Here is a 23,029-nt window from a genome sequence, read left to right on the forward strand (position 1 = left end):
CGCCGCTGCTCACGCCGCCGCGCCCCGCCAGCCGTCGGCCATCCCGCCGCTCTCCCGCGGCACCGGCTGATAGCGCTCGCCCCCCACCAGGTCGCCGGGCTGGATTCCGCTCTTACCGCACTTTGGCCCGGGGACCATGGGCAACCTGCCCACACGGAACCTCATCCGAGCACGTCGCGCAGCCAACCAGCGCGGGCCGGATCCGTCTAAAGTGCGCCGCCATGGCCAACCCGATCGACGCCGACCCCAACCGTCAGAGAGAAACCCCCGCCCAGCGAGACAACACCACCCAGCAGCGCGACACCCCCGCCGCATTTTTCCGCGGCAACTCGGCGCCGGACGCCCGCACCGGCATGCACCCGGCTGCGCTGCGCCGCGCCTTCGCCGATCACCTGCACTACTCGCGCGCCCGGGAATCGCTGTCCGCCACGCCGTTCGATCGGTACGTCGCCATCGCCCTCGCGGCGCGCGACCGCCTCGTCGACCGGTGGACGAAGACGCAGCACACCTACTACGAGCAGGACGTCAAGCGCGGCTACTACCTCTCCGCAGAGTTCCTCCTCGGCCGGGCGCTCGTCGCCAACCTGCAGGCGCTCGACATCTACGACAGCTTCAAGACCGTGCTCGGCGAGCTCGGCCTCGACCTCGATGAGCTCGTCGAGCAGGAGCCCGACGCCGGGCTCGGCAACGGCGGCCTCGGGCGGCTCGCCGCCTGCTTCCTCGACTCCATGGCCACGATCGGCCTGCCCACCTACGGGTACGGCATCCGGTACGAGTTCGGCATCTTCGAGCAGGTCATCCGCGACGGCTACCAGGTCGAGCGCGCCGACGAGTGGCTCCGCTTCGGCAACCCCTGGGAGGTCGAGCGCCCCGAGCACGCCGTCCCGGTCTCGTTCGGCGGCTACACCGAGCGCGTCCCCGACAAGCGCGGCGGCTTCCGCGTGGTCTGGCGCCCGTCCGAGCAGGTCATCGGCGTCCCGTTCGACACGCCCATCGCGGGCTACCAGTCGAACACCGTCAACACCCTCCGCCTCTGGTCGGCCCGCGCGGGCGAGGAGTTCGACTTCGAGCTCTTCAACGCCGGCGACTACGTGCACGCCGTCCACGAGAAGAACCAGTCGGAGGTCATCTCCAAGGTCCTCTACCCGAACGACAACTTCGACAAGGGCAAGGAGCTGCGCCTCCGGCAGGAGTACTTCTTCGTCGCCTGCTCCATCGCCGACATCGTGAACCGCTACAACCGCGTCCACCCGGACTTCTCGCGCTTCGCCGAGAAGAACGCCATCCAGCTGAACGACACGCACCCCGCCATCGCGATCGCCGAGCTGATGCGCGTCCTCATCGACGACCACCTGCTCGCCTGGGAAGACGCGTGGAAGCAGACGGTCGGGGCCTTCGGGTACACGAACCACACCCTGCTGCCCGAGGCGCTCGAGCGCTGGCCCGTCGCGCTCTTCGAGCGGCTCCTGCCGCGGCACCTCGAGATCATCTACGAGATCAACCGGCGGTTCTTGCGCGAGGTCATGGACGCCCACCCGCAGGACCAGGACCGCGTGGCGAGGATGTCCCTCATCGAGGAAGGCCACGAGCGCCACGTGCGCATGGCCCACCTCGCGGTCGTCGGCTCGCACTCGGTGAACGGCGTGGCCAAGCTCCACTCCGAGCTCGTCAAGCGCGACCTGCTCCGCGACTTCTACGACCTCTGGCCCGAGCGGTTCAACAACAAGACGAACGGCGTCACGTTCAGGCGGTGGCTGCTCGCCTGCAACCCCGCGCTCGCCGCGCTCGTCACCGAGAAGGTCGGCCCGAAGTGGGTGACGGAGTTCGAGCGGCTGCGCGAGCTCGAGCGCCACCTCGAGGACCCGGAGTTCATCGAGCGGATCGCCGCGGTGAAGCGCGCGAACAAGGTGGCGCTCGCGAAGGTCATCGCGCAGGAGCTCGACGTCAACGTCGACCCCTCCTCGATCTTCGACGTCCAGATCAAGCGCCTCCACGAGTACAAGCGCCAGCTGCTCAACGCGCTCCACATCGTCGCGCTCTACCTGCGCCAGAAGCGCGGCGAGCCGGTGGTGCCGCGGACCTTCATCTTCGGCGCCAAGGCGGCGCCCGGCTACCGGCAGGCGAAGCTCATCATCAAGTTCATCCACGCCGTCGCCTACGTCGTGAACGGCGACCGGCGCCACACCGGGCTCCGGGTCGCGTTCATGCCGAACTACCGCGTCTCGCTGGCCGAGCGCATCATCCCCGCCGCCGACGTCTCCGAGCAGATCTCGACCGCGGGCATGGAGGCGTCGGGCACCGGCAACATGAAGCTCGCGCTGAACGGCGCGCTCACCGTCGGCACGCTCGACGGCGCGAACATCGAGATCCGCGACGCCGTCGGCCCGGAGAACTTCTTCCTGTTCGGCCTGACCGCCGACGAGGTCATCGCCCGCCGCAGCGAGCACTTCGAGGGGCGCACCGCGGTCGCGACCGACCCGGAGCTGCGCGAGGTGATCGAGCTCATCTCGTCGGGCTTCTTCTCCCCGGAGTACCGCGAGCTCTTCCAGCCCCTGCTCGACCGGCTCCTCGGCCGGGACGAGTACATGATGCTCGCCGACTTCAAGGCCTACTCCGCCTGTCAGCGCGAGGTCGAGGCGGCCTACGCCGACCGGCAGAGCTGGCTGCGCAAGTCCGCGCTCAACATCGCGCGCGTGGGCGAGTTCTCCTCGGACCGCACGGTGCGCGAGTACGCGCGCGACATCTGGGGCCTCACGCCCGTCGAGATCGACCTCGGCGCGGCCATGTCGCTCGTGTGACGGCGCCGGCGCGCCCTCCGCCGCAGGCCGCTCGCGCGCCTGCGGCGGGGCGGCGGCGCCCCGCCGGCCGGAGCCAGCCGGACCAAGCCGGACCAAGCGGGCGCTCGCGAACGAACCCATCAGCACCCTCGGCCCCGTTCCATGAGCCGGGCGCCACGGCGGACGGAAAATCCAGGCCCGCGCGTGGCGAAGGGCGCCGAGGCGGAGCATGCTTCCGGGGCATGAGCCAGCTTCGTCGGCCGCTCGCCGGGGCGGGGCTCTTGCTATCCTTCCCGACGGATTTATGCCGAACGATCCTGAGGAAAGAGAAGACAAGCAGGGCGACCTCGCGACCGAGCGGGAACGGAAGGTCGAGAAGGCCCGCCGCTACAAGGTCGTGTTCCACAACGACGACTACACGACGATGGAGTTCGTCGTGCTCGTCCTCATGAAGTTCTTCCACCGCACCGAGACGGAGGCCACGCACATCATGCTGAGCGTGCACCATCGCGGCCACGGGGTCGCCGGCGTGTACACGAAGGATGTCGCCGAGACCAAGGTCGCCCAAGTCCAGGACTTCGCCAAGGAGCACGCGATGCCCCTTCGGTTGACCGCCGAGCCGGAATGACCATGCGCATCAGCCCCGAAGTTGAGATCGCCTTTTCGCTCGCCACCCGGGAGGCCTCGCGCCGCCGGCACGAGTTCGTGACCATCGAGCACCTGCTCTACGCGCTGCTCTTCGACGAGGAGACGGCCGAGGTCCTCCGGCACGCGGGGGGCGACACGCCGCTGCTCAAGAAGAAGCTCGAGCGCTTCCTCGACGAGGAGATCGAGGTGCTGCCGGAGGACGCGGACACGAGCCCGACGCTCTCGCTCGGGTTCCAGCGCGTGGTCGGCCGCGCCGCGATGCACGTGCAGTCCTCGGGAAAGAAGGAGCTCAAGGGGGCGAACGTGCTGGTGGCGATGTTCGCCGAGCGCGACTGCCCGGCGGTGACGCTCCTCGGCGAGCAGGGCATCAGCCGCTTCGACGTCGTGAACTACATCTCGCACGGCATCTCGAAGACGGGCCAGGACGACGGCCTCCGGGAGGAGCCGCCGGAGGAGGGCGGCGAGCCCGGCGCCGCGCAGCCGATCAAGGATCCGCTCGCGGCGTTCACGATGAACCTCAACAAGGAGGCGGCCGAGGGCCGCATCGACCCGCTGGTCGGCCGCGAGAACGAGGTCGCCCGCACGATCCAGGTGCTCGCGCGGCGGCGCAAGAACAACCCCCTGCTCATCGGCGACGCCGGGGTCGGCAAGACGGCGATCGTGGAGGGGCTCGCGCAGCGGATCGAGAAGAAGGACGTGCCCGCGCCGCTCAAGGACGCGACCGTCTACGCGCTCGACATGGGCGCGCTCCTCGCCGGCACGAAGTACCGAGGGGACTTCGAGAACCGCCTCAAGGCGGTGCTGCGCGCGCTGGAGAAGCAGCCGGGCTCCGTCCTCTTCATCGACGAGATCCACACGATCATCGGCGCCGGCGCCGCGAGCGGCGGGACGATGGACGCGTCGAACCTGCTCAAGCCCGCGCTGGCCTCGGGCCGCCTGCGCTGCATCGGCGCGACGACGTTCCAGGAGTACCGCGGCCACCTCGAGCGCGACAGCGCGCTCGCGCGGCGCTTCCAGCGCATCGAGGTGTCGGAGCCCTCGGTCGACGAGACGGCGCAGATCCTGAAGGGCCTGCAGAAGCGCTACGAGGAGTTCCACAAGATCACGTACACGGCCGAGGCGATCGACGCCGCGGCCAAGCTGTCGGCGAGGTACCTGCAAGATCGCCGGCTGCCCGACAAGGCGATCGATCTGCTCGACGAGGCAGGCGCGGCGGCGCGCCTCCGCCACGGCGACGGGTACACGGTCGAGGCGGCGGACATCGAGCTCGTCGTCGCGAAGATGGCGCAGATCCCGCCGCGCCAGGTGTCGACGTCGGACAAGGCGCAGCTCAAGGATCTCGATCAGTCGCTGCGCTCGGTGATCTTCGGGCAGGACGAGGCGGTGAAGCAGCTCGCGTCGGCGATCAAGCTGTCGCGCGCGGGGCTGCGCGCGCCGGAGAAGCCGATCGGCTCGTTCCTGTTCTCGGGGCCGACCGGCGTCGGCAAGACGGAGCTCGCGAAGCAGCTCGCCAAGGCGCTCGGCATCGGGTTCCTGCGGTTCGACATGAGCGAGTACCAGGAGCGCCACACCGTCTCGCGGCTCATCGGCGCGCCGCCGGGCTACGTCGGCTTCGACCGCGGCGGCCTGCTCACGGAGGCGGCGGCGAAGACGCCGCACGCGGTGCTGCTGCTCGACGAGATCGAGAAGGCGCACCCGGACGTGTTCCAGGTCCTGCTCCAGGTGATGGACCACGGCACGCTGACCGACAACAACGGCAAGAAGAGCGACTTCCGCCACATGGTGCTGATCATGACGAGCAACGTGGGCGCGCGGGAGCTGGCGCAGGCGCGCGTCGGCTTCGGCGAGCGAGGGACGGCGGGCGACGACGACAAGGCCTACAAGAACACGTTCAGCCCGGAGTTCAGGAACCGGCTGGACGCACGCATCATGTTCCGGGCGCTGGATCCGTCGGTGATGGGCAGCATCGTCGACAAGTTCGTCGGCGAGCTCGCGGCGATGCTGGCGGATCGGGCGGTGACGGTCGAGGTGACGGACCGGGCGCGGGCGGAGCTCGCGACGCGAGGGTACGATCCGGCGAACGGGGCGCGGCCGCTCGGGCGCGTCATCGAGAACGACATCAAGCGGCGGCTCGGGGACGAGCTGCTCTTCGGGGCCCTCGAGAACGGGGGGAACGTCGCGGTCGACTTCGAAGGCGGGGAGTTCACGTTCAAGTTCTCGGCGGCTAGCGGGGGGGGCGCGGAGAAAGAGAAGGCGAACGGGGCGGCGGTCGAGCCGGAGACCGTCGGCTAGGACGGCAGCGACGGAGCCAGCGGGGAGGGGGCGCCCGTGCGCGCGGGCGGCGGGGGCCCCTCCCACGAACTCGCGCCTTTTGGGGGGCGATTGCCGTGGGTGCGGGATGAGGCGGATCGGGAGCGATAGGCTGCGATGCGGGCCGGCGCTCGGATTCGTGGGGCCCTACCCCGCCGCCCGCGCGCACGGGCACCCCCTCCCCGCTGGCTCTTCCAAGGGGGTAAGGGGGGTTGGGGGGCGGGTCAGTTCAGGGAGTGCGGCATCGCCAGGGTGAACGACGCGATCTCGGCGTCGAAGACGCGGCCGTCAGGGCGGTGCATCTGGTAGGTGCCGCGCATCGTGCCGCGCGGGGTCTCGAGCACACAGCCGCTCGTGTACTCGAAGTGCTCACCAGGCTTGAGCGAGGGCTGCTGGCCGACGACGCCAGGGCCGCGCACCTCCTCCACCTTCCCGCTGCCGTGCGTGATGATCCAGTGCCGCGTCCTCAGCTGCGCGGGCTCGGTGCCTTCGTTCGCGATCCGCACGGTGTAAGCAAAGACGTAGCGGTGCTCCGTCGGGGATGACTGCGTGGGGACGTAGACCGTCGAGACGGTGACCCGGATGCCCTGCGTGATGGCCGTCGACACAACCACGCACTGCCACCGCTGCGGCGCGCGCACAAGGGCCCGGCCGCGCAGCGCGCACACAAGGGCCCGGCCGCGCAGCGCGCACACAGAGGCGGCAACCGGCAAGGAGCGCCGCGGCTCGGCGTGACGACGAGACGGCCAGGCTCCGAGAGACCCGGCGTTGACAGCTTCCGGCCGCATCCGCACGTTTCGGTGAACCTTGGGTCGACGAACCGTGGAGGACCCGCCGTGGGCGAACAGAACCGTATCTGTGTTCGAGATGCAGTTGGCGAGCCGTTCGTCCCGATCGCGATCCTGCCGCCGAGGCGCGGCGAGAGGGCGGCGATGATCCAGAACGGCGATCCCACCTCCGGAGAGGCGGAAAATCACGGCCTCGGGCTCACGGCCATCGGCCCCGTCATGCCGGAGCGCAAGATCCGCGAGTGGGCCCTCGTCCTCCAGTCGAGCGAGCTTTGGCACGCCGTGCGGTACACGCCGGCAGGCTGGGTGCTCCTCGTGCGCGACGAGGACTACGCCCTCGCCGCAGGCTCGATCGATCGGTACGAAGCGGAGAACCGCAACTGGCCCCCGCTCCGCCCGCGCGAGCGGCTGCGCCACCCTCCGTCCATGGTCGCGGGCGTCGCGTTCGCCGCGCTCGCCCTCTTCTTCTTCCTCGTCACCGGCCCCGCGAGCGGCGGCGGACGCTGGTTCCAGCGCGGCGCCTCCGTCGCCGACCTCGTCGTGGGACCGGAGCCGTGGCGCGCCATCACCGCGCTCACGCTGCACGCCGACTCGGCCCACGTGATCGGCAACGTCATCTCCGGGACGGTCTTCGCGTCCGCCGTGCAGCGCCGCCTCGGGCCAGGCGGCGCCGCGCTCGCCGTGGTCGCCTCGGGCGCGATCGGGAACTTCGCGAACGCGCTCTGGCACCAGAGCATGGGCCAGCACCACGCCTCGATCGGCGCCTCCACCGCGGTGTTCGGCGCGATCGGGCTGCTCGCCGCCACGCAGCTGATGCTCGACCGCGCGCACGACAAGGAGAGCGGCGAGAAGCGCCACCTCCTCCACCTCGCCGCGCCGCTCGTGGGAGGCCTCGCCCTCCTCGGCGCCCTCGGCGCGAGCCCACGCTCCGACCTCGGCGCGCACGCCTTCGGGCTGCTCAGCGGCGCCGCGATCGGGGTCGTCGCCGGCCTCTCGCTGCGCAACCGGCCCGCGCCGCGGCGCCCCGTCGTCCAGGTCGCGCTGGGCGCGACCGCGGCGGCGCTCGTCCTCGGCGCGTGGCAGATCGCGCTCATCACCTGAGCGCACGACAGCGGCGGCGCTCGCCCTCGGCGCGTGGCGCGCGCTCATCACCTGAGCGCGACCTCAATCGACAGGCCAGATCCCCACGGTGCCGCCGACCCAGGTCAGGTCGCGGTTCTGATCGACGCCGAGCATCCTCCCGCGCGAGAGCCGCACCAGGTTGAGCACGAGCGAGAGCTCGGGCTCGTCCGGCGCGCGCAGGAACATCATCCGCACCTCGGCCTTCACCCCGTTCCCGTCAGGCATCGCGAGCGCCGGCTCGTACGCGACCTTCTCCTGGAGCAGCCAGCCCGAGCGCTCCCCCTCCGGGATCGCGGCGATGTCCTCGGGCGTGACATCCACCTTCACCCCGGAGCCCGCGAAGGAGAACAGCGGCTTGAGCACGTAACGATCGAGATCCAGGGGCGCGGCGTCCAGCGCGCTCAGCGTCCGCGCCCGCGGGAGCGCGGGGTGATCGATGTAGGGCAGCGTGTACTTCGACCAGGTCCAGTACCAGTTCGGGTGCGAGCACCACGTGACGTCGAGCGGATCGCCGTACCGGAACGGGAGCTCGACCCGCTTCGACAGGAGCTCGTCGAACACGACGCGGTTGTACAGCCGGCGGACCTGGACGAGCCGCCCGCCGACGCGGCGGAACAGCCGGTCCCCCTCCCGGACGAGCGCCGTCGGACAGACGGCGTCGACGCCGACGAGGAGCTTCGTCGCCACGAAGTCGGGGTACGTCTTCTGCTTCTCCGGCGCGAGGTCGAGCAGGATCACCGACTCTTCGGGCTCTCCCGCGAGGATCGCGCGGCGGAGCTGCGCGAGGACGTCGGCGGTGCTCCGGCCCCCGAAGCAGCACGACCAGCGCCGGTCGAGGCCCGGCATCCCGGCGAGCACCTCGGCCATGATCTCGACCTGGACGAGCATGAGCGCGTAGAGCGACGGGAACGCCTGCAGCTCGACCACCTTGCCCGTGAGCTCGCCGTCCGGGCCGCGCACGATCGCGAAGTCGACCTGCACGCAGTTGGGGAGCGGATCCATGCCCGGGACGTCGAGGTGCGCAGGGATGGCGCGCTTCATCTGCGCGATGAGCGCGGGGCTCGAGATCTGTCGCACGATCTCCGTCGCGGAGCGCTCGAGGTCGTCGCGCAGCCTGTGGGGCAGGAACAGCGGCGTCTCGGCGACACGGAACGGGATCGCGCACCCGAGCCGCCGCTCGAGCCGGCCGAGGTAGTCCGCGTAGGTCGACGGCCCGAAGGCAGCGTTGAACGCGCGCCGGAAGGTGGGGTCCATGTCTTTGTATTTTGTTGGTATCACGGCAACGCGCGCGGCTGAACGACCCGCCGGGCGCCTCCAGCAAGAGCGCGCCGGGAGCTCCCCGCGGTCCGATCCGGCTTGAGGCCGCGGGCACGGCGACTACAGTCGCCGTGAACCCCGCCGAGGCCTCCCACGATGATCAAGCTCCGCTCCGCCATGGTTTTGCCGCTCGTCGCCGCGCTCGCCGCGGCGTGCTCGAAGACCCCCGAGCCGACAGCCACATCCGCGCCCGAGGCGCCGGCGACCAGCAAGCCCGCCGCGCCCGCCGAGGCGGCGCCCGCGCCGAAGCCGGCGCCGGCCAACGGCCAGCAGGCGGGCGGCGGCGAGCTCGCGTGGGACGCTCCGGCGAGCTTCGAGAGCGCGCCGAACCCCAACTCGATGCGCAAGGCCACGTACAAGATCAAGCGCGCCGCCGGTGACGCCGAGGACGCCGAGCTCAGCGTGAGCCAGGCGGGCGGCAGCGTGGACGCGAACATCACGCGCTGGGTCGGCCAGTTCTCCCAGAAGAGCGACGATTCCCCCAAGCGCACCGACCTCAAGGCCGGCGATCTCAAGGTCACCATCGTCGAGGTGAAGGGGACGTTCGCCGGCTCCGGGATGCCCGGCATGCCCGCCTCGGATCCGAAGCCGAACCATGCCCTCCTCGGCGCGATCGCCGAGACGCCGTCCGGGCTCTGGTTCTTCAAGATGACCGGCCCCGAGAAGACGGTCACCGGGGCGCGCGCCGACTTCGACAAGCTGGTGAACAGCCTGCGCGTGAAGTGACGCCACAGCGCGGCGCGTCGACCACGCGCCGCGCCCTCAGTACGCGACCTCCCCGTCGAAGAACCGCGCGAACGCCGGCGGGAGCGCCGACGCGCCGCCCTCCGCGAGCGGCGGTCGCGCGCTCGAGAGCGTCTGCCAGAGGAGGATCGTCTCCCGCGGGCGCTCCTGCGCGATCCCGCGCAGCGCGGCGAGCGCCTTGGCGCTGTACGTGACCTCCCCCGGCACGCCGATCAGCCGCTCCACCTCGGGGATCGCGGCGATGGACGCGGGGGTCGGCATGCCGTAGCCGGGGCCGATCGCGCGGTGATCGATCTCGAAGCGGACCGGCGGGAGCCGACGCCGGGTGAAGCGCGGCGCGCGCCGGGCAAGCAGGCGCTTCATGCTGCCTATCTCGTACCGGACGACGGCGCGGTTCGACGCGATGCGCTCGGTGATGCGAACGCCGACGATCGTGGTCGGCCAGCCGAGCACCGCGGCGCCCAGCGTGAGCCCCGCCAGCGTGCCGCCCGTCCCCGAGGGGACGACGATGCGATCGGGCCGGGGTACCTCTCCACGCTGGACCTGCTCCGCGAGCTCGAGCATCGCGTCGACGTAGCCGAGGCACGGGAGGGCGGACGAGGCGCCTGGCAGGATGAAATACGGCCGGTCGGCCCGTCGCAGCGCCCGGATCGCCCGGACCGCGGTGGTCGCGTACCCGCCGCCATGGACGATCTCGGCGCCGCTGGCCGCGTCGGCGAGCAGCGCCGTGCGGCCGAACCGGGTGATCGGCTGATCGAACAGGACCGCGGTGACGGCGAAGCCGAGCGCGCGGCCGAAGAGGGCCGTGGCGGTGACCTGCGTCGACGCGAGCCCGCCGACGGTGACGAGCGTCCTTGCCCCGCGCCGCTCCGCGTCGGCGAGCAGGAACTCGAAGCGACGCACCTTGTTGCCGCCGTAGAGCGGCGAGATCAGATCGTCGCGCTTCACCCAGACGCCGCCGCGCCCGAGGTACCCCTCGATCGCGGCGCACGGGACGACCGGCGTCGGCGCGTGCGCGAGGGGGCGCCACGGGACCCGCCCCGAGAGCTCGGGCAGTTCGGCGAAGAGCGGCAGCTCCCGCGACGCGGGCAACGCGGGCAAGACGGCGGGGCGCGCCCCGGGAGGCCCCGCCGCGCCGGCCGCCCCGGCGCGGGTGGCTCGCTCCTCGTCCTCACCGTCAGCCACGCTTCACCTCGCGTTCTCGCGTTCAGGCGCGCGCCGCCGCGCCGTGCCCCGCCTGCGTGCCGCCCGGGCCCGCCTGCTCACCGGCGTCGCCGGGACCGTCTTCCTCGCTATTTTCGGTGCCAGCTCCCGTGCCAGCGCCGAGGCGGCCGCCGCGCGCGACCAGGGGATCGCTCAGGTAGGTGTCCGTCAGCCGCTTCGGCCCTGCGAGGCCGAGCAGCCGGAGCGGGAAGAGCAGCACCGAGAGCACCCACGACGCGAGGCCGAGCGCGAGCTTGCCCCCGTACGCCTCCGCCACCAGCGCGAGCTTGCGGCCGGCCGACATCGACGAGATCGGCGCCTCGGTCAGGCCGATCCGCATGAGCCGGAGCTCCGCGATCCGCACCGTGTGGCGCACCAGATCGGGCAGGCGCTTGAGCGCCGGGTGGTCCATCGGCAGGCGCTTCTTCATGAACGCCTCGAGCCGCGAGACGCCCCAGAGCGACACCAGCGCGAGGCCGAGCAGCCGCCTCCGGAGCGCCGGCCTGCCCGCGATGGCCTTCCTCGTCTGCTGCTCGCCGAAGTCGACGTGCCGCTCTTCCTGCCGCACGCCGCGCTTCAGGATGGCGACGATCTCCGGCTCATCCACGGTCTCGATCATCGCGTAGAAGGCCTGGAGGACGAGGCCCTCGCCGAGGGCCATCTCGAGGGCGACGTGCTCGGCCCAGTCCCCGCCCATCAGCCCGGTCGCGAGGAAGCGAACGCTCCAGGCGGCCTTGTCCGGCGGCGCGCCCAGGATCTCGAGGATGCGGAGGAAGTTGCCGACGTGCTGGAACTCCTCGACGGCCTGGCGCGCGAGGAAGCGCGCGGACTCCAGGTCGGGGGCGTTGTAGAGCCAGTGCCCAATCTGGACGCCGGTGATCTCCCCGTAGAGGAACTGCTGCACGGCCCAGACGATCACGTCCTTGTCCTTGACGGGATCGAGCCTGGCGCCCTGGAAATCGAACGCCATCTCTTCGCGGGTCACCAGCATCACTCGCCCTCCGGAGCGGTGAATTTAGCCCAGATCGCGGCCGCCGGCAGGTCCGAGGCGAAGGGCCCGGCGCGGCGCGATCCGCCGCGGCCGCGCTCCTGCTCGGCCCGTCCGGCGGAGCCGGCGCCCCCCCGTGGTATACGGCCGACACGGCGGCATCAGGAACCGCCGACTTGAACCTCAGGAGAAGCACCATGGCGCGTGTCCACAACTTCAACGCCGGCCCTGCCGGGCTCCCCCTCCCCGCCCTCGAGCGCGCGCAGCGCGAGCTCCTCGATTTCGAGGGGACGGGCATGTCGATCATGGAGCACAGCCACCGCGGCAAGGCGTTCGAGGCGGTGCACAACGAGGCGATCTCGCTGCTCCGGCAGCTGCTCGGCCTGTCGGACGACTACCACGTGCTGTTCATGCAGGGCGGCGCGGCCATGCAGTTCGCGGTCGTGCCGATGAACCTCCTGCCGCCCGGCAGGAGCGCCGATTACATCCTGACCGGCGGCTGGTCGGAGAAGGCCCTGGAGGAGGCGAAGCGCGTCGGGACGGTGCGCGTGGCCGGGACCACCGCCGTCGACAAGCGGTACACCCGCATCCCCCACCAGGGAGAGCTCTCGCTCGATCCGAACGCCGCCTACGTCCACATGACGACGAACAACACGCTGTTCGGCACGCAGTGGCACTGGCTGCCCGATACGGGCGATGTGCCGCTCGTCGCGGATATGTCGTCCGACATCCTGTGGCGCAAGATGGATATCTCCAGGTTTGCCCTGGTTTACGCAGGTGCCCAGAAGAACATCGGACCGAGCGGGATCACGGTCGTGCTCGCCCGCAAGGATCTCGTTGACAGCGCGCGAAAAGACATTCCCGTCATTTTCCGTTATGCCACTTACGCTGCCAACAACTCGCTCTACAACACACCTCCGACATTCGCAATCTACCTCATGCGCAACGTGCTCGCGTATACGCTTGAGATCGGTGGGCTCGAGGAGGTCGAGCGACGGAATCGCAAGAAGGGTGAGCTGCTGTACGAAACCATCGACGCGCACCCGGACGTCTTCCGGGCGCCGGTCGAGAAGGAGAGCCGCTCGTTCATGAACGTGGTGTTCCGGCTGGCCAGCGAGGAGATGGAAAAACGCTTCGTCGCCGAGGCCGCAAAGGAGGGTATGGTGGGGCTCGCCGGACACAGGTCGACCGGGGGTATCCGGGTTTCGATCTACAACGCAGTACCCGTTGCATCGGTAGAACGCCTCACGGCGTTCATGCGGGATTTCGCCAAGAGGGGTTGACTCGTGGCGGGAGCACGACGTTCTCAGTAATTCCAGGTTCGCCGCTGTTTCCAAAACACGCTCGGCGAACCTCCCCCTAATTCGTCGCGTCCCAACCTTCAGCCCGCTTGACGTTGTTCCGCCCGGCACAACAGGCCTTCGCGGAAAGGGTCTGTCGGCCTTTCCGCAGCTGGGAGGGAGGCGGTGAACGCCGCTCCCCGACCGGTGCCGGAAGGGGACGGCGAACGCCGCTCCCCGACCGGTGCCGGAAGGGGACGGCGAACGCCGCTCCCTGACCAGCACCGGGAGGGGACGGCGAACGCCGCTCCCCGACCAACACCGGAAGAGAGCGGCCATCGCCGGTCTCGACCGGCCCGGGAGGGGACGGGGGGAACGCCGTCCTTTACCGGCTCGCAGGCCCCGTTCGGAGACCTGAATCGAGCGAGCCAACCGTAAGGAGAGGATGATGGCGAGCATGGATGATCGTATGATTTCCAGGAGTGAGGAGGGCCAGGAGGAGAGAGGGGCCTCGCCGAGCGAACCCCCGCCTTCGTCAGCGTCGCAGCGGGCTGCCAACGAGCGGCAGCAGCGCGGCTTCGCCGCCATGGACGAGGACCGTCAGCGCAAGATCGCCAGCAAGGGCGGGAAGGCAGCCCACGAGAAGGGCACGGCGCACGAGTTCACGCGCGACGAGGCGCGCGCCGCCGGCAAGAAGGGCGGCGAGGTCGTCAGCCAGAACCGCAAGCACATGGCCGAGATCGGTCGCCGTGGCGGCGAGCGCGTGAGCCAGGACCGGGCCCACATGGCCGAGATCGGCCGCAAAGGCGGCGAGGCCGTGAGCGGCGATCGCCAGCACATGGCCGAGATTGGCCGTCGTGGTGGCGAGTCGCGGGGAGACCAGCCGCGGGAGAATCAGCCGCGCTGACCGGGGGACGCACAGGGCCCGGCGCCGGGGGCGCCGGGCCAGCCCCCTACCCCCTCGCGACGACAACGACCCTGGCCTCCCGGTCGTCGCCGCGAGGTGCCTCCCGGGAGGTCTCCAGGCGCAACAGGACCGCGCGCGCCGCGCCAGCGTGGCCCGCCCCCCGCACATCTCGTCCAGACGCCCGGCGCGCCGCCCCAGGAGGGCGGCGCCGAGCCTCCAGCGCGGGGCAGGAGCCGGCGGGTCAGCCGGGCGCGATCGCGCCCAGCGAGACGTCGCTGGGCGTCTCCTTCGGGCCAGGGATCCATTCCTCGTCGGGCTGCTCCGGCGGGAGCACGACCGGGGCGCCGTCGTAGCGCAGGCGCTTGCCAGGCCAGACGAAGCTGCGGAAGAGGTAGGCGAGGAGCGAAGGCTGGTCGAGGCCCGGGTGGATGAAGGGCGCCACGCGCCTCGCGTGCGCGGCCGGCAGGAGGCTCCAGTGGAGGCCGGGCTCCATGTGATGGATGGAGTGGAAGCCGTTGTTGTACGTCCACCAGTTGACCAGCCGGCCGACGAAGTTGCGCGAGTGGTTGTACTCGCTGTCCTCGTCGCAGCCGTCGTGCTGGAGGTAGTTCATGGTCACGATCCCCCACGCGGCGTACTGGTGCGGGATCAGGACGTAGAGGAGAAACTTCTGCCAGTCGAGCGCGAGCAGGGCCCCCATCGCGCCGAGGAACACCGCCGACTCGAGGAGCATCTGACGGAACCACGGCGGGTTCCGCCGGTGCATCGCCTTGAAGTAGCGCATGTCGGCGGGCAGGATGTCCCGGACCACGCGGCTCATGAAAAAGAGGCCGTTCAGCAGGTTCCACCGATAGCGCACCTTCGTCGTCCGCATCACGTCACGCCGGGACTGCGTGTACTTGTGGTGGCTGAGGTTGTGGCCCGGGACGTAGGCGCTGACGGGGTGCCCGTAGGTGAGCGTGAGCGCGACCTGGAACGCGCGGTTCATCCATCGCCGCCGGAACACGGGGCAATGGACCGCGTTGTGGGTCGCGACCGCTCCGAGGAACGAGAACACGCACGTGGTGGCGAGGAGCGGAATCGCGAGCCATGGCGCGCGCGGCGCGTAGACCCATTGCACCGCCACGAGCACGAAATACGTCGCGACGAAGAGGAGTGTCTTGATATCGGCGCGGTACCGGAGCATGGCTGTTCTTCGCGGCTACGACCAGGACCACGCGCCGAACCGACCGGCAGCGCCGAGCAGCGCCGGCCGGCCCGGACGGGCGCAGCGGCCCATCTTCTCGGCGCTCTTCCTAGCGCATTTCGTCGCAGCTGGAAGCTCGAAGTTGCATTCCGACGAGCGCTCCGCGCCATCCTCACCCGACATCCGTGTTTCACGCCGATGTCTCGCGCCCGGTGCGATCGTCTCTACGCACCTCGCGCCGGTGTGCAGGCGTGGGAGCCGCTGCGCCGGTGTGCCGGTGAGGAAGCCGCTGCGCCGGTGTGCCGGTGAGGAAGCCGCTCCGCCGGTGCTCGGCGGCGCGTGCGCCGGAGCACTCCGGCGCGCTCCGGCGCGCTCCGGCGTGCGCTGGGCCGGAGGCGGCTCGCGCTTGACGACCTGGTCGCGAACCGCCAACGTGGCCGCGTGAGCTCATCCCCTCTCGGCTTCGATCCGAACGGTCCCGCCATCGGAAACGGGATTTACGGGCTGCCACACACTGCTGAGGACGCCCGGGTGGTCCTCGTCCCGGTGCCGTGGGAGCCGACGGTGTCCTACCGCCGCGGCGCCGCCAAGGGCCCGGGGGCGATCCTGCGGGCCAGCCGGCAGATCGACCTCTTCGACCTGCACACGGGCAGACCGTACGAGCAGGGCATCGCGATGCTCGACGTCGATCCGGACATCGTGCGCTGGAACGCGGAGGCGTGCGCCGCGGCCGAGCCGGTGATCGCGGCGCACGGGGAGGTCGCTGGCGACCGGGACCTGGAGGCGCGCCTCGCGGCGGTCAACGCGCTCTCCGGCCGGCTGAACGAGCGCGTCACGGAGATCGCCATGCGATGGATGGAGCGGGGCAAGCTCGTCGGCGTCATCGGCGGTGATCACTCCTCCCCCTACGGCGCGATCGCGGCGCACGCCGCGCGTTACCCGGGAATGGGGATCCTGCACATCGACGCGCACGCCGATCTCCGCAACGCGTACGAGGGATTCACCGACTCCCACGCTTCGATCATGCACAACGTCGCGACGAACCACCCGAAGATCCCGCGGATCGTCCAGGTCGGGCTGCGTGACATGAGCGAAGACGAGCTCCGGTTCATCCGCGAGTCGAACGGGCGCATCGTCGCCCACATCGACGCATCGATCGCCGATCGGCTCTTCGAGGGGGAGCCGTTCCACCTGATCGCCGACTCGATCGTGGAGGATCTCCCCGACGACGTCTATGTGAGCTTCGATATCGACGGCCTCGATCCGACGCTGTGTCCGAGCACCGGCACGCCAGTCCCAGGCGGGCTGACGTTCCAGCAAGCCATCGCCCTGATCGGCCGCATCCAGAAGAGCGGCCGGCGCATCGTCGGCTTCGACCTGAACGAGGTCGCGCCCAAGGACGACACCGACGACTGGGACGGCAACGTCGGCGCCCGCCTCCTCTACAAGCTCATCGGCTTCACCCTCCTCTCCCACGACACCCGCAGCCGTTAACGAAGCGAGCGCGTCGCGCGCACTCTCCCCCAACGAGGTGCCCGCCTCAAGAAAGCGCGCGGCGGTAGGTTTCGATCGAGAGGTGGACGTCGAGGGTGCCGGCCATCTCGCGGCAGGAGTGCATGCTGAGCATCGGCGCGCCGACGTCGACCGTGGCGATGCCGAGCGAGGCCGCCGTGATCGGGCCGATCGTGCTGCCGCAGGGGAGATCGCTGCGCACGACGAAGCGCTGGGGGGCGTAGCCCACGTCGTGACAGAGCGCCTCGAGCGCGGCGGCCGTCGCGCCGTCGGTCGCATAGGACTGGTTGACGTTCGACTTGATCACGAGCCCGCGGTTGATCTGCGGGGCGTGGCGCGGCTCGTGCTGATCGGCATAGTTCGGGTGCACCGCGTGGGCCATGTCCGCCGAGACGAGCAGCGACCCGGCCATCGCGCGGGCGAACGCCTGCGGCTCGCGCCCCGGGTAGACGTCGACGATCCGCGCGAGCACGTCGCGGAGCACGCTCCCCGCCGCCCCCACGGCGCTCCGGCTGCCGCACTCCTCGTGGTCGTAGAGCGCGATGACGCGCGTCGCCGCGGAAGGAGCGGCGCCGATCAGCGCGGCCGTCGCGGCGTGGCAGCTCGCGAGGTTGTCCAGGCGGGACGCGAAGATGAACTCGTCGGAGAGGCCGCCGAGCGACGCCTTGAGCGTGTCGTACAGGCAGAGATCGAAGCCGAGGATGGCGTCGCGCGGCGCGTCGACCGCGCGCGCGAGCAGGGCGCTGAGATCGGCCTCCTTGCCCAGGCCGATCACGGGGACGAGGTGCTTCTGCGCGTTCAGCACGAGCCCCTCGGAGTTGACCCCGCGGTTCAGGTGGATCGCGAGGTTCGGGACACGGGCGACCGGGCGGCCCAGATCGACGAGGAGGCGCTCGATCCGCCCGTCCCTGCGCACGTGGACGCGGCCGGCCACGCTGAGATCGCGATCGAGCCAGGTCGAGTACAGGACGCCGCCGTAGACCTCGACCCCGAGCTGCTGGTAACCGCTCCGCGAGAGCTCGGCGCTCGGCTTCACCCGGAAGTTCGGCGAGTCGGTGTGCGCGCCGATGACGCGAAAGCCGCCGAGCGCCGGGTGCTCGGCCCCGACCACGAACGCGACGATCGTCGACCCGCCCCGGATGACGAAGCGGCGATCGCCCGGAGCGACCGCCCACGCGTCGCGCTCCCCGAGCTCCGAGAAGCCGGCCGCCACGAGCCGCGAGGCGACCTCGCGCACGGCGTGGTACGGCGTCGGCGAGCGATCGATGAACGCGCAGAGGTCGCGGGCGGCCGCGACGCCGCGCTCGCGCAGCGCCGCCATTTCGTCCGCGCTCCTCGCGAAGCGCTCGCCAAGGTCGGTCAGTGGCCTGGGATCGCCTGTGCGATCGAGGATCTCGGGGGGCGTCATGGAGGGCGCGGAGTCTAGCAGAGCCGCCGAGCCTCGCCCGGCGCGCCGGCGCGCGCTCGCCAACGCCGAGATGGCGGCCCACGCGGCCGATGCGCCATGGTATCCGCCACCACCGCGCCGCTCGCAGGACCTCCTCCGACGCCGCGCGCCGCAACCCGCAACGGAGACGCGCCCCGATGTACCGCCTCGTCCGACCGCTCCTCTTCGCGCTGCCGCCCAGCCTCGCGCACGAGCTCGGCATGCTCGCGCTCGCCCCGCTCGAGCACGCAGCGCCGCTCCGCGCCCTCGTGCACGCCCGCCTCGCGCCCCGGGATGGGCGCATCGCCGTGCGCACCATGGGGCTCGACTTCCCTTCCCCGCTCGGCGTGGCGGGCGGCTTCGACAAGGACGCCCGCCGGGCCCGCGCGCTCGCCGCCCTCGGGTTCGGCTTCGTCGAGCTCGGCACCGTCACGGCGCAGCCCCAGGCCGCGAACCCGCCGCCGAACCTCTTCCGGCTGCCGGCCGACCGGGCGCTCATCAACCGGCTCGGGTTCCCGAACCAAGGCGCGGCCCGCGTCACGGAGCGGCTCCTCGGCCGCGGCGGCGCGGCGGCCGTGGGCGTGCCGGTGGGCATCTCGATCGGCAAGTCCAGGGTCGCGCCGCTCGATCCCATCGAGCCCGCGATCGACGACTACCTCGCGAGCTTCCGGGAGGCGCGGCGCGCGGCCGACTTCGTCGTGATCAACGTGTCGTCGCCGAACACGAAGGACCTCCGCGCGATGCAGGGCCCGGCGATCGCGCGGGCGCTGCTCTCCGCGATCGCGCGGGAGAACCGCGCCGCTAGGGCGCCGCTGCCGCTGCTCATCAAGGTCGCCCCGGACCTCGGCGACGAGGAGCTCGAGGCGCTGCTCGCCGTGGTCGAGGAGGTCGGCCTCGCCGGCGTCATCGCGACCAACACGACCGTGCGGCGCGATGGGCTCGCGACGAGCCCGGAGGCCGTCGAGGCGATGGGCGCGGGCGGGCTGAGCGGCCCGCCCCTCCGGCAGCGCTCGCTCGCGATGGTGCGGCGTATCCGCGCGCGCCTCGGGAGCAACGTCACGGTGATCGGCGCCGGGGGCATCGAGTCGGCGGAGCACGCGATGGACCAGCTCCAGGCGGGCGCCGACCTCGTGCAGATCTATACCGGCTTCATCTACGGCGGCCCCCTCCTCCCCGCCGCGATCGCGCGCGGGCTGTCGGACCTCGTGGCCCGCTCCGGCGCGCGGTCGATCCAGGACCTCGTGAGCCGGCCAGGCGGCGCGACGCGCGCTGCTATGATCGGCCATGGAGCTTGAAGCGCACGTCCACGACACGATCCGCGACATCCCGGAGAGCGAGTGGAACGCGCTTCACGGGGTGAGCGAGGCGCCGTTCCTCACCTGGGCGTGGTTCGACGCGCTCGAGCGGACGGGGTGCGTGGGCGAGGAGGCGGGCTGGCTGCCCCACCACATCACGCTCCGGGCCGAGGGGGCGCTGCTCGCCGCGGCGCCCGCCTACCTCAAGGACAACAGCGAGGGAGAGTTCGTCTTCGACCACGGCTGGGCCTCTGCGTCCCACCAGATCGGCGCGCCGTACTACCCGAAGCTCGTCGTCGCGGTGCCGTTCACGCCCGCGACGACGCCGCGGCTGCTCGTGCGGCGGCCGGAGGACCGCCCGGCGCTGCTGCCCGTCCTCGCCGAGACGCTCCGCAAGCTGGTCGCGCGGAGCCGCATCTCGAGCGCCCACGTCCTGTTCCCGACCGAGGACGAGGCCGCCGCCCTCTCCGACGCCGCCATGGCGCACCGCTGCGGTGTCCAGTTCCAGTTCGAGAACGAGGGGTATCAAACGCTCGACGACTTCCTCGCGCGCTTCAACGCGAAGCGGCGGCACCAGATCCGGCGCGAAATGCGCGAGTCGACGAGGCAGGGGCTCTCGATCGACACGCTGCGCGGCGCGGAGATCACGCCGGAGATCGTCGATGCCATGTTCGGCTTCTACGTCTCCACCGTGGAGAAGTTCGCCTGGGGCCGGCAGTACCTGAACCGCGCCTTCTTCGAGGAGATCACGGCCCGGCTGCGCGGCGGCGGGGCGCAGGGAGGCGTCGAGATCGTCCTGGCGCGGGAAGGCAAACGCCCCATCGCGGGCGCGCTCAACCTCGCCGGGCCCACGACGCTCTACGGCCGTTACTGGGGCGCGTCGGAGGAGCGCCCGTTCCTGCATTTCAACGTCTGCTATTATCACCCGGTCGAGGACTGCATCGCCCGGGGACTGCGCCGCTTCGAGCCCGGCGCAGGAGGGTCGCACAAGCTCGTTCGCGGCTTCGCACCGAGCGTCACCCACAGCGCGCACCACATCGCGCATCCACGCCTGGACGCCGCGGTGCGCGAGTTCCTCGCGCGCGAGCGCGCGGCCGTCCGCGCGAAGACGGCGGACAGGAGCGTGGCATTCCGCTGAGCGCCTCCCTGGCGCAGCGCGACGTGCGGTGTTGACGTGACGCGCGCTGGAGAGGGATGCTGCCAGACATGCGCGCCTTTCTTGCACTCCTCGCCTCCTCCATCGTCTTCGGGCTCGCCGCGAGCGGCGGCTGCTCGAGCAATGAAGCGACCGATACGACCTCGACCACGGCGGCAGCCACGGTCGCCGGCGCCGGCGGCTCGCTCGGCTTCGGCTGCTTCGGCGGCAGCCCGGATGGGCGGTGTACGATCCTCGCCCAGGTCCCCGAGAGCTGCAGCTGCCCCGACTGCTCCGACACGGCGAGCTGCCTCGGCCGCTGCAACGACGACGGCGCCTGCGACATGCGGCCAGACGCGCCCGAGGGCGAGGATTGCACCTGCCAGGACTGCGCGGGCACCGTCGCGGCCTGCAGCCCGAGGCGCGGGTGCAACGACAACGAGGGGTGCAACGCCAACGAGGATTGCACCTGCCCCGACTGCACGAGCACCCCGCGGTGCACGGATCACTGCACGGACAACGGCTCGTGCGCGGAGTACTTCGAGGGGTGCTCCTGCGCGGATTGCCGCGGCGTGGAGCGCTGCGGCGGGAACCCGGCCACCACGACGGCCGCGGCCACGACGAGCAGCGGCGCGGGCGGCGACCCGACCGGCGGCGGCGGCGCGGGCGGCGGCCCGACCGGCAACGGCGGCGCGGGTGGCGACCCGACCGGCAGCGGCGGCGCGGGCGGCGGCGGCGGCGCAGGCGGCGCCTAGGGCACGCTCGGCGCCCTCGCGGCTCCGCGCGCTCGCCGCTCCGAGCCCTCACTGCTTCGCGGTGAGCCCGTGCTTCCTCAAGAACATCCGCACGTGGTGGCGCTCCATGCCCGCACGGCGCGCCATCTCGCTGACGTTGCCGCCCGTCGCGCGGATCAGCTCGCTGAAGTAACGCTGCTCGAACGCCGCGACGGCGCTCCGCTTCGCCTCTCCGAACGCCGACGTCGGCACGACCACGTCGCCGCCGCCCTCCAGCGGCAGGATCGAGGCGATCGCCTCGGCCCCGGGAGGCAGGCTCGCGGCCACGCTGGTGACGTTCATGAGCTCGCGGACGTTGCCAGGGAAATCGTGCTGGCCGAGCGTCGTGGTGATGAGATTGACCATCTCCACGGCGCGCTCGGGGCACCCCAGGCGCTCGCAGACGCGCTCGACGAGCAGCGGGATGTCCTCCCGCCGCTCGCGGAGCGGCGGCAGCTCGATGCGCATCTGGGCGATCCGGAAGAAGAGATCGCTCCGGAAGCGCCCGGTGTTCATGCTGCGGCCGAGGTCGCGGCGCGTCGCCGCGATGATCCGCACGTCGACCGGCTCGTAGATCCGCGACCCGACGCGCTTCACCTTCTGCTCGGTGAGCGCGCGCAGCAGCTTCGGCTGGAGATCGGGCGGCAGCTCGCCCAGCTCGTCGAGGAAGATCGTCCCGCCGTTCGCCTCGTGGAAGGCGCCGCTCCTCCGCTCGTTCGCCCCGGGGAAGGCGCCGCGCTCGTGCCCGAAGAGGAAGCTCTCGGCGAGCGCGCCCGGCAGCGAGGCGCAGTCGACGACGACGAACGGGCCGCCGCGCCGGCTCGAGACGTCATGGATGGCCTGCGCCGTGAGCTCCTTGCCCGTGCCCGTCTCCCCGGTGATCAGCAGCGAGAGCTCCGTCGAGGCCACCTCGCGCAGCAGGCGGAACAGGTGGCGTATCCGCGGCGAGGCGCCGATCAGCGGGCCGAAGCTCTCGTCGAAGCCGACGTCGACGCGCTCCTTGTCGAGCGGCTCGAAGCTCAGCACCGAGCCGCCGACCTGGATGGCGCACGCGGCCGTCAAGATCGCCTCGCGGATGCGGACCGTCGACACGAACGTCCCATTCTTGCTGCCGAGATCGCGGACGAGCACGCCCGGCCCCTCCGCGCGAAGATCGCAATGCGTCGAGCTGACCTCCGGATCGTCGACCACCACACCGCAGCTCGGATCGCGCCCCACCACGATCGGCGCGATGCCGATCTTGACGGGATCCCGGCCCGCCGATCGCAGCGTGCCGCCGCGAACAAACCACTGAACCGCGCGAGCGCGGGTCGCATCCCTCGTCGAGCTCATATCCAACGGTTATTCGATTTCCCTGGTCTTGACCACATCCACGCACGCCCCGCGCGCCCACGGGCGCGAGCGCCCACCTGGGCGCACCGGGTACGTGGCTTCCGGAGGAGCCGCAGCCTCCCGTCGAAAAACTTCACAGTTACTAGAGGAATTGACGTGATCGACGAGAAATTCTGATCAAGCAATGTGCTGAGCGCATAGCGGGAGAGGCCCTCGAGAGGGTAGAGTACGTGGTCTACGCAAGCGATGAAGCGGGCGTTCGTCCAGCTCGCCTCATCGGGTGTCG

19 protein-coding genes are annotated in these 23,029 nt (G+C 71.0%); 11 read left to right on the forward strand and 8 right to left on the reverse strand.

Annotated features, from left to right (window positions below; genetic code table 11):
- Positions 1-9: 9 nt before the first annotated feature.
- Positions 10-165: a hypothetical protein gene (locus tag WMF45_RS24510; RefSeq protein ID WP_437719255.1), complete on the reverse strand. Its 156-nt coding sequence runs from the start codon at positions 163-165 to the stop codon at positions 10-12.
- 56 nt (positions 166-221) lie between these two features.
- On the opposite strand from WMF45_RS24510, the gene WMF45_RS24515 reads away from it, so the two are divergent.
- The 3 genes from WMF45_RS24515 (at position 222) to clpA (ending at position 5,717) form a co-directional block, all read left to right on the forward strand.
- Positions 222-2,798: a glycogen/starch/alpha-glucan phosphorylase gene (locus WMF45_RS24515; RefSeq protein WP_437719256.1), complete on the forward strand. Its 2,577-nt coding sequence runs from the start codon at positions 222-224 to the stop codon at positions 2,796-2,798.
- A gap of 283 nt (positions 2,799-3,081) precedes the next feature.
- Entirely contained in the window at positions 3,082-3,405 is a 324-nt protein-coding gene (gene clpS / locus WMF45_RS24520; RefSeq protein ID WP_272093285.1) for an ATP-dependent Clp protease adapter ClpS, read from the forward strand.
- Positions 3,402-5,717 carry an ATP-dependent Clp protease ATP-binding subunit ClpA gene (gene clpA / locus WMF45_RS24525; RefSeq protein ID WP_437719257.1) on the forward strand — a complete coding sequence of 772 codons (2,316 nt, stop codon included), beginning with the start codon at positions 3,402-3,404 and terminating at the stop codon, positions 5,715-5,717. Before clpS ends, clpA begins: the two co-directional genes overlap by 4 nt.
- A gap of 242 nt (positions 5,718-5,959) precedes the next feature.
- On the opposite strand, the gene apaG is transcribed toward clpA, so the two are convergent.
- The gene (gene apaG, locus WMF45_RS24530; protein ID WP_044965505.1) at positions 5,960-6,343 is read right to left on the reverse strand and encodes a Co2+/Mg2+ efflux protein ApaG; all 384 of its coding nucleotides are present in this window, start codon (positions 6,341-6,343) and stop codon (positions 5,960-5,962) included.
- A 228-nt stretch (positions 6,344-6,571) separates the two neighbouring features.
- Here apaG and WMF45_RS24535 point away from each other — a divergent pair, with 228 nt between their 5' ends.
- Positions 6,572-7,624 (forward strand): rhomboid family intramembrane serine protease, encoded by a 1,053-nt coding sequence (locus WMF45_RS24535; protein WP_437719258.1) that lies wholly within the window; start codon positions 6,572-6,574, stop codon positions 7,622-7,624.
- A gap of 63 nt (positions 7,625-7,687) precedes the next feature.
- On the opposite strand, the gene WMF45_RS24540 is transcribed toward WMF45_RS24535, so the two are convergent.
- Complete coding sequence (locus WMF45_RS24540) at positions 7,688-8,899, reverse strand: hypothetical protein (RefSeq protein ID WP_437719259.1); 1,212 nt, start codon at positions 8,897-8,899, stop codon at positions 7,688-7,690.
- A gap of 159 nt (positions 8,900-9,058) precedes the next feature.
- Here WMF45_RS24540 and WMF45_RS24545 point away from each other — a divergent pair, with 159 nt between their 5' ends.
- On the forward strand, positions 9,059-9,688 hold the full coding sequence (locus WMF45_RS24545; RefSeq protein ID WP_437719260.1) for a hypothetical protein: 630 nt from the start codon (positions 9,059-9,061) through the stop codon (positions 9,686-9,688).
- A gap of 36 nt (positions 9,689-9,724) precedes the next feature.
- Here WMF45_RS24545 and WMF45_RS24550 read toward each other — a convergent pair whose 3' ends face one another.
- Both WMF45_RS24550 and WMF45_RS24555 read right to left on the reverse strand, forming a co-directional pair.
- Complete coding sequence (locus WMF45_RS24550; RefSeq protein WP_437719261.1) at positions 9,725-10,891, reverse strand: 1-aminocyclopropane-1-carboxylate deaminase/D-cysteine desulfhydrase; 1,167 nt, start codon at positions 10,889-10,891, stop codon at positions 9,725-9,727.
- A 22-nt stretch (positions 10,892-10,913) separates the two neighbouring features.
- Complete coding sequence (locus tag WMF45_RS24555) at positions 10,914-11,900, reverse strand: ferritin-like domain-containing protein (protein ID WP_437719262.1); 987 nt, start codon at positions 11,898-11,900, stop codon at positions 10,914-10,916.
- A 194-nt stretch (positions 11,901-12,094) separates the two neighbouring features.
- On the opposite strand from WMF45_RS24555, the gene serC reads away from it, so the two are divergent.
- Entirely contained in the window at positions 12,095-13,180 is a 1,086-nt protein-coding gene (gene serC / locus WMF45_RS24560; RefSeq protein WP_437719263.1) for a 3-phosphoserine/phosphohydroxythreonine transaminase, read from the forward strand.
- Positions 13,181-13,763: 583 nt separating this feature from the next.
- The gene (locus WMF45_RS24565) at positions 13,764-14,084 is read left to right on the forward strand and encodes a KGG domain-containing protein (protein WP_044965509.1); all 321 of its coding nucleotides are present in this window, start codon (positions 13,764-13,766) and stop codon (positions 14,082-14,084) included.
- Positions 14,085-14,325: 241 nt separating this feature from the next.
- Here WMF45_RS24565 and WMF45_RS24570 read toward each other — a convergent pair whose 3' ends face one another.
- Complete coding sequence (locus WMF45_RS24570; RefSeq protein WP_437719264.1) at positions 14,326-15,270, reverse strand: fatty acid desaturase family protein; 945 nt, start codon at positions 15,268-15,270, stop codon at positions 14,326-14,328.
- Between the two features lie 441 nt (positions 15,271-15,711).
- Here WMF45_RS24570 and WMF45_RS24575 point away from each other — a divergent pair, with 441 nt between their 5' ends.
- Positions 15,712-16,764: an agmatinase family protein gene (locus WMF45_RS24575; RefSeq protein WP_437719265.1), complete on the forward strand. Its 1,053-nt coding sequence runs from the start codon at positions 15,712-15,714 to the stop codon at positions 16,762-16,764.
- A gap of 46 nt (positions 16,765-16,810) precedes the next feature.
- Here WMF45_RS24575 and WMF45_RS24580 read toward each other — a convergent pair whose 3' ends face one another.
- Complete coding sequence (locus WMF45_RS24580; RefSeq protein ID WP_437719579.1) at positions 16,811-18,103, reverse strand: M18 family aminopeptidase; 1,293 nt, start codon at positions 18,101-18,103, stop codon at positions 16,811-16,813.
- 263 nt (positions 18,104-18,366) lie between these two features.
- On the opposite strand from WMF45_RS24580, the gene WMF45_RS24585 reads away from it, so the two are divergent.
- The 3 genes from WMF45_RS24585 to WMF45_RS24595 all read left to right on the forward strand — a co-directional run bounded on the left by WMF45_RS24585 (position 18,367) and on the right by WMF45_RS24595 (position 21,393).
- Positions 18,367-19,503 carry a quinone-dependent dihydroorotate dehydrogenase gene (locus WMF45_RS24585; protein WP_437719266.1) on the forward strand — a complete coding sequence of 379 codons (1,137 nt, stop codon included), beginning with the start codon at positions 18,367-18,369 and terminating at the stop codon, positions 19,501-19,503.
- On the forward strand, positions 19,493-20,641 hold the full coding sequence (locus WMF45_RS24590; protein WP_272093297.1) for a GNAT family N-acetyltransferase: 1,149 nt from the start codon (positions 19,493-19,495) through the stop codon (positions 20,639-20,641). The genes WMF45_RS24585 and WMF45_RS24590 overlap by 11 nt, the downstream gene beginning before the upstream one ends.
- Before the next feature lie 68 nt (positions 20,642-20,709).
- Positions 20,710-21,393: a hypothetical protein gene (locus tag WMF45_RS24595; RefSeq protein WP_437719267.1), complete on the forward strand. Its 684-nt coding sequence runs from the start codon at positions 20,710-20,712 to the stop codon at positions 21,391-21,393.
- A 48-nt stretch (positions 21,394-21,441) separates the two neighbouring features.
- On the opposite strand, the gene WMF45_RS24600 is transcribed toward WMF45_RS24595, so the two are convergent.
- A complete protein-coding gene (locus WMF45_RS24600) occupies positions 21,442-22,743 on the reverse strand; it encodes a sigma 54-interacting transcriptional regulator (protein WP_437719268.1) in 1,302 nt (433 codons plus the stop codon).
- Between the last annotated feature and the right edge of the window lie 286 nt (positions 22,744-23,029).

The sequence above is a fragment of the Sorangium sp. So ce448 genome, assembly GCF_051520915.1.
Classification (GTDB): Bacteria; Myxococcota_A; Polyangia; order Polyangiales; family Polyangiaceae; genus Sorangium; species Sorangium cellulosum_B.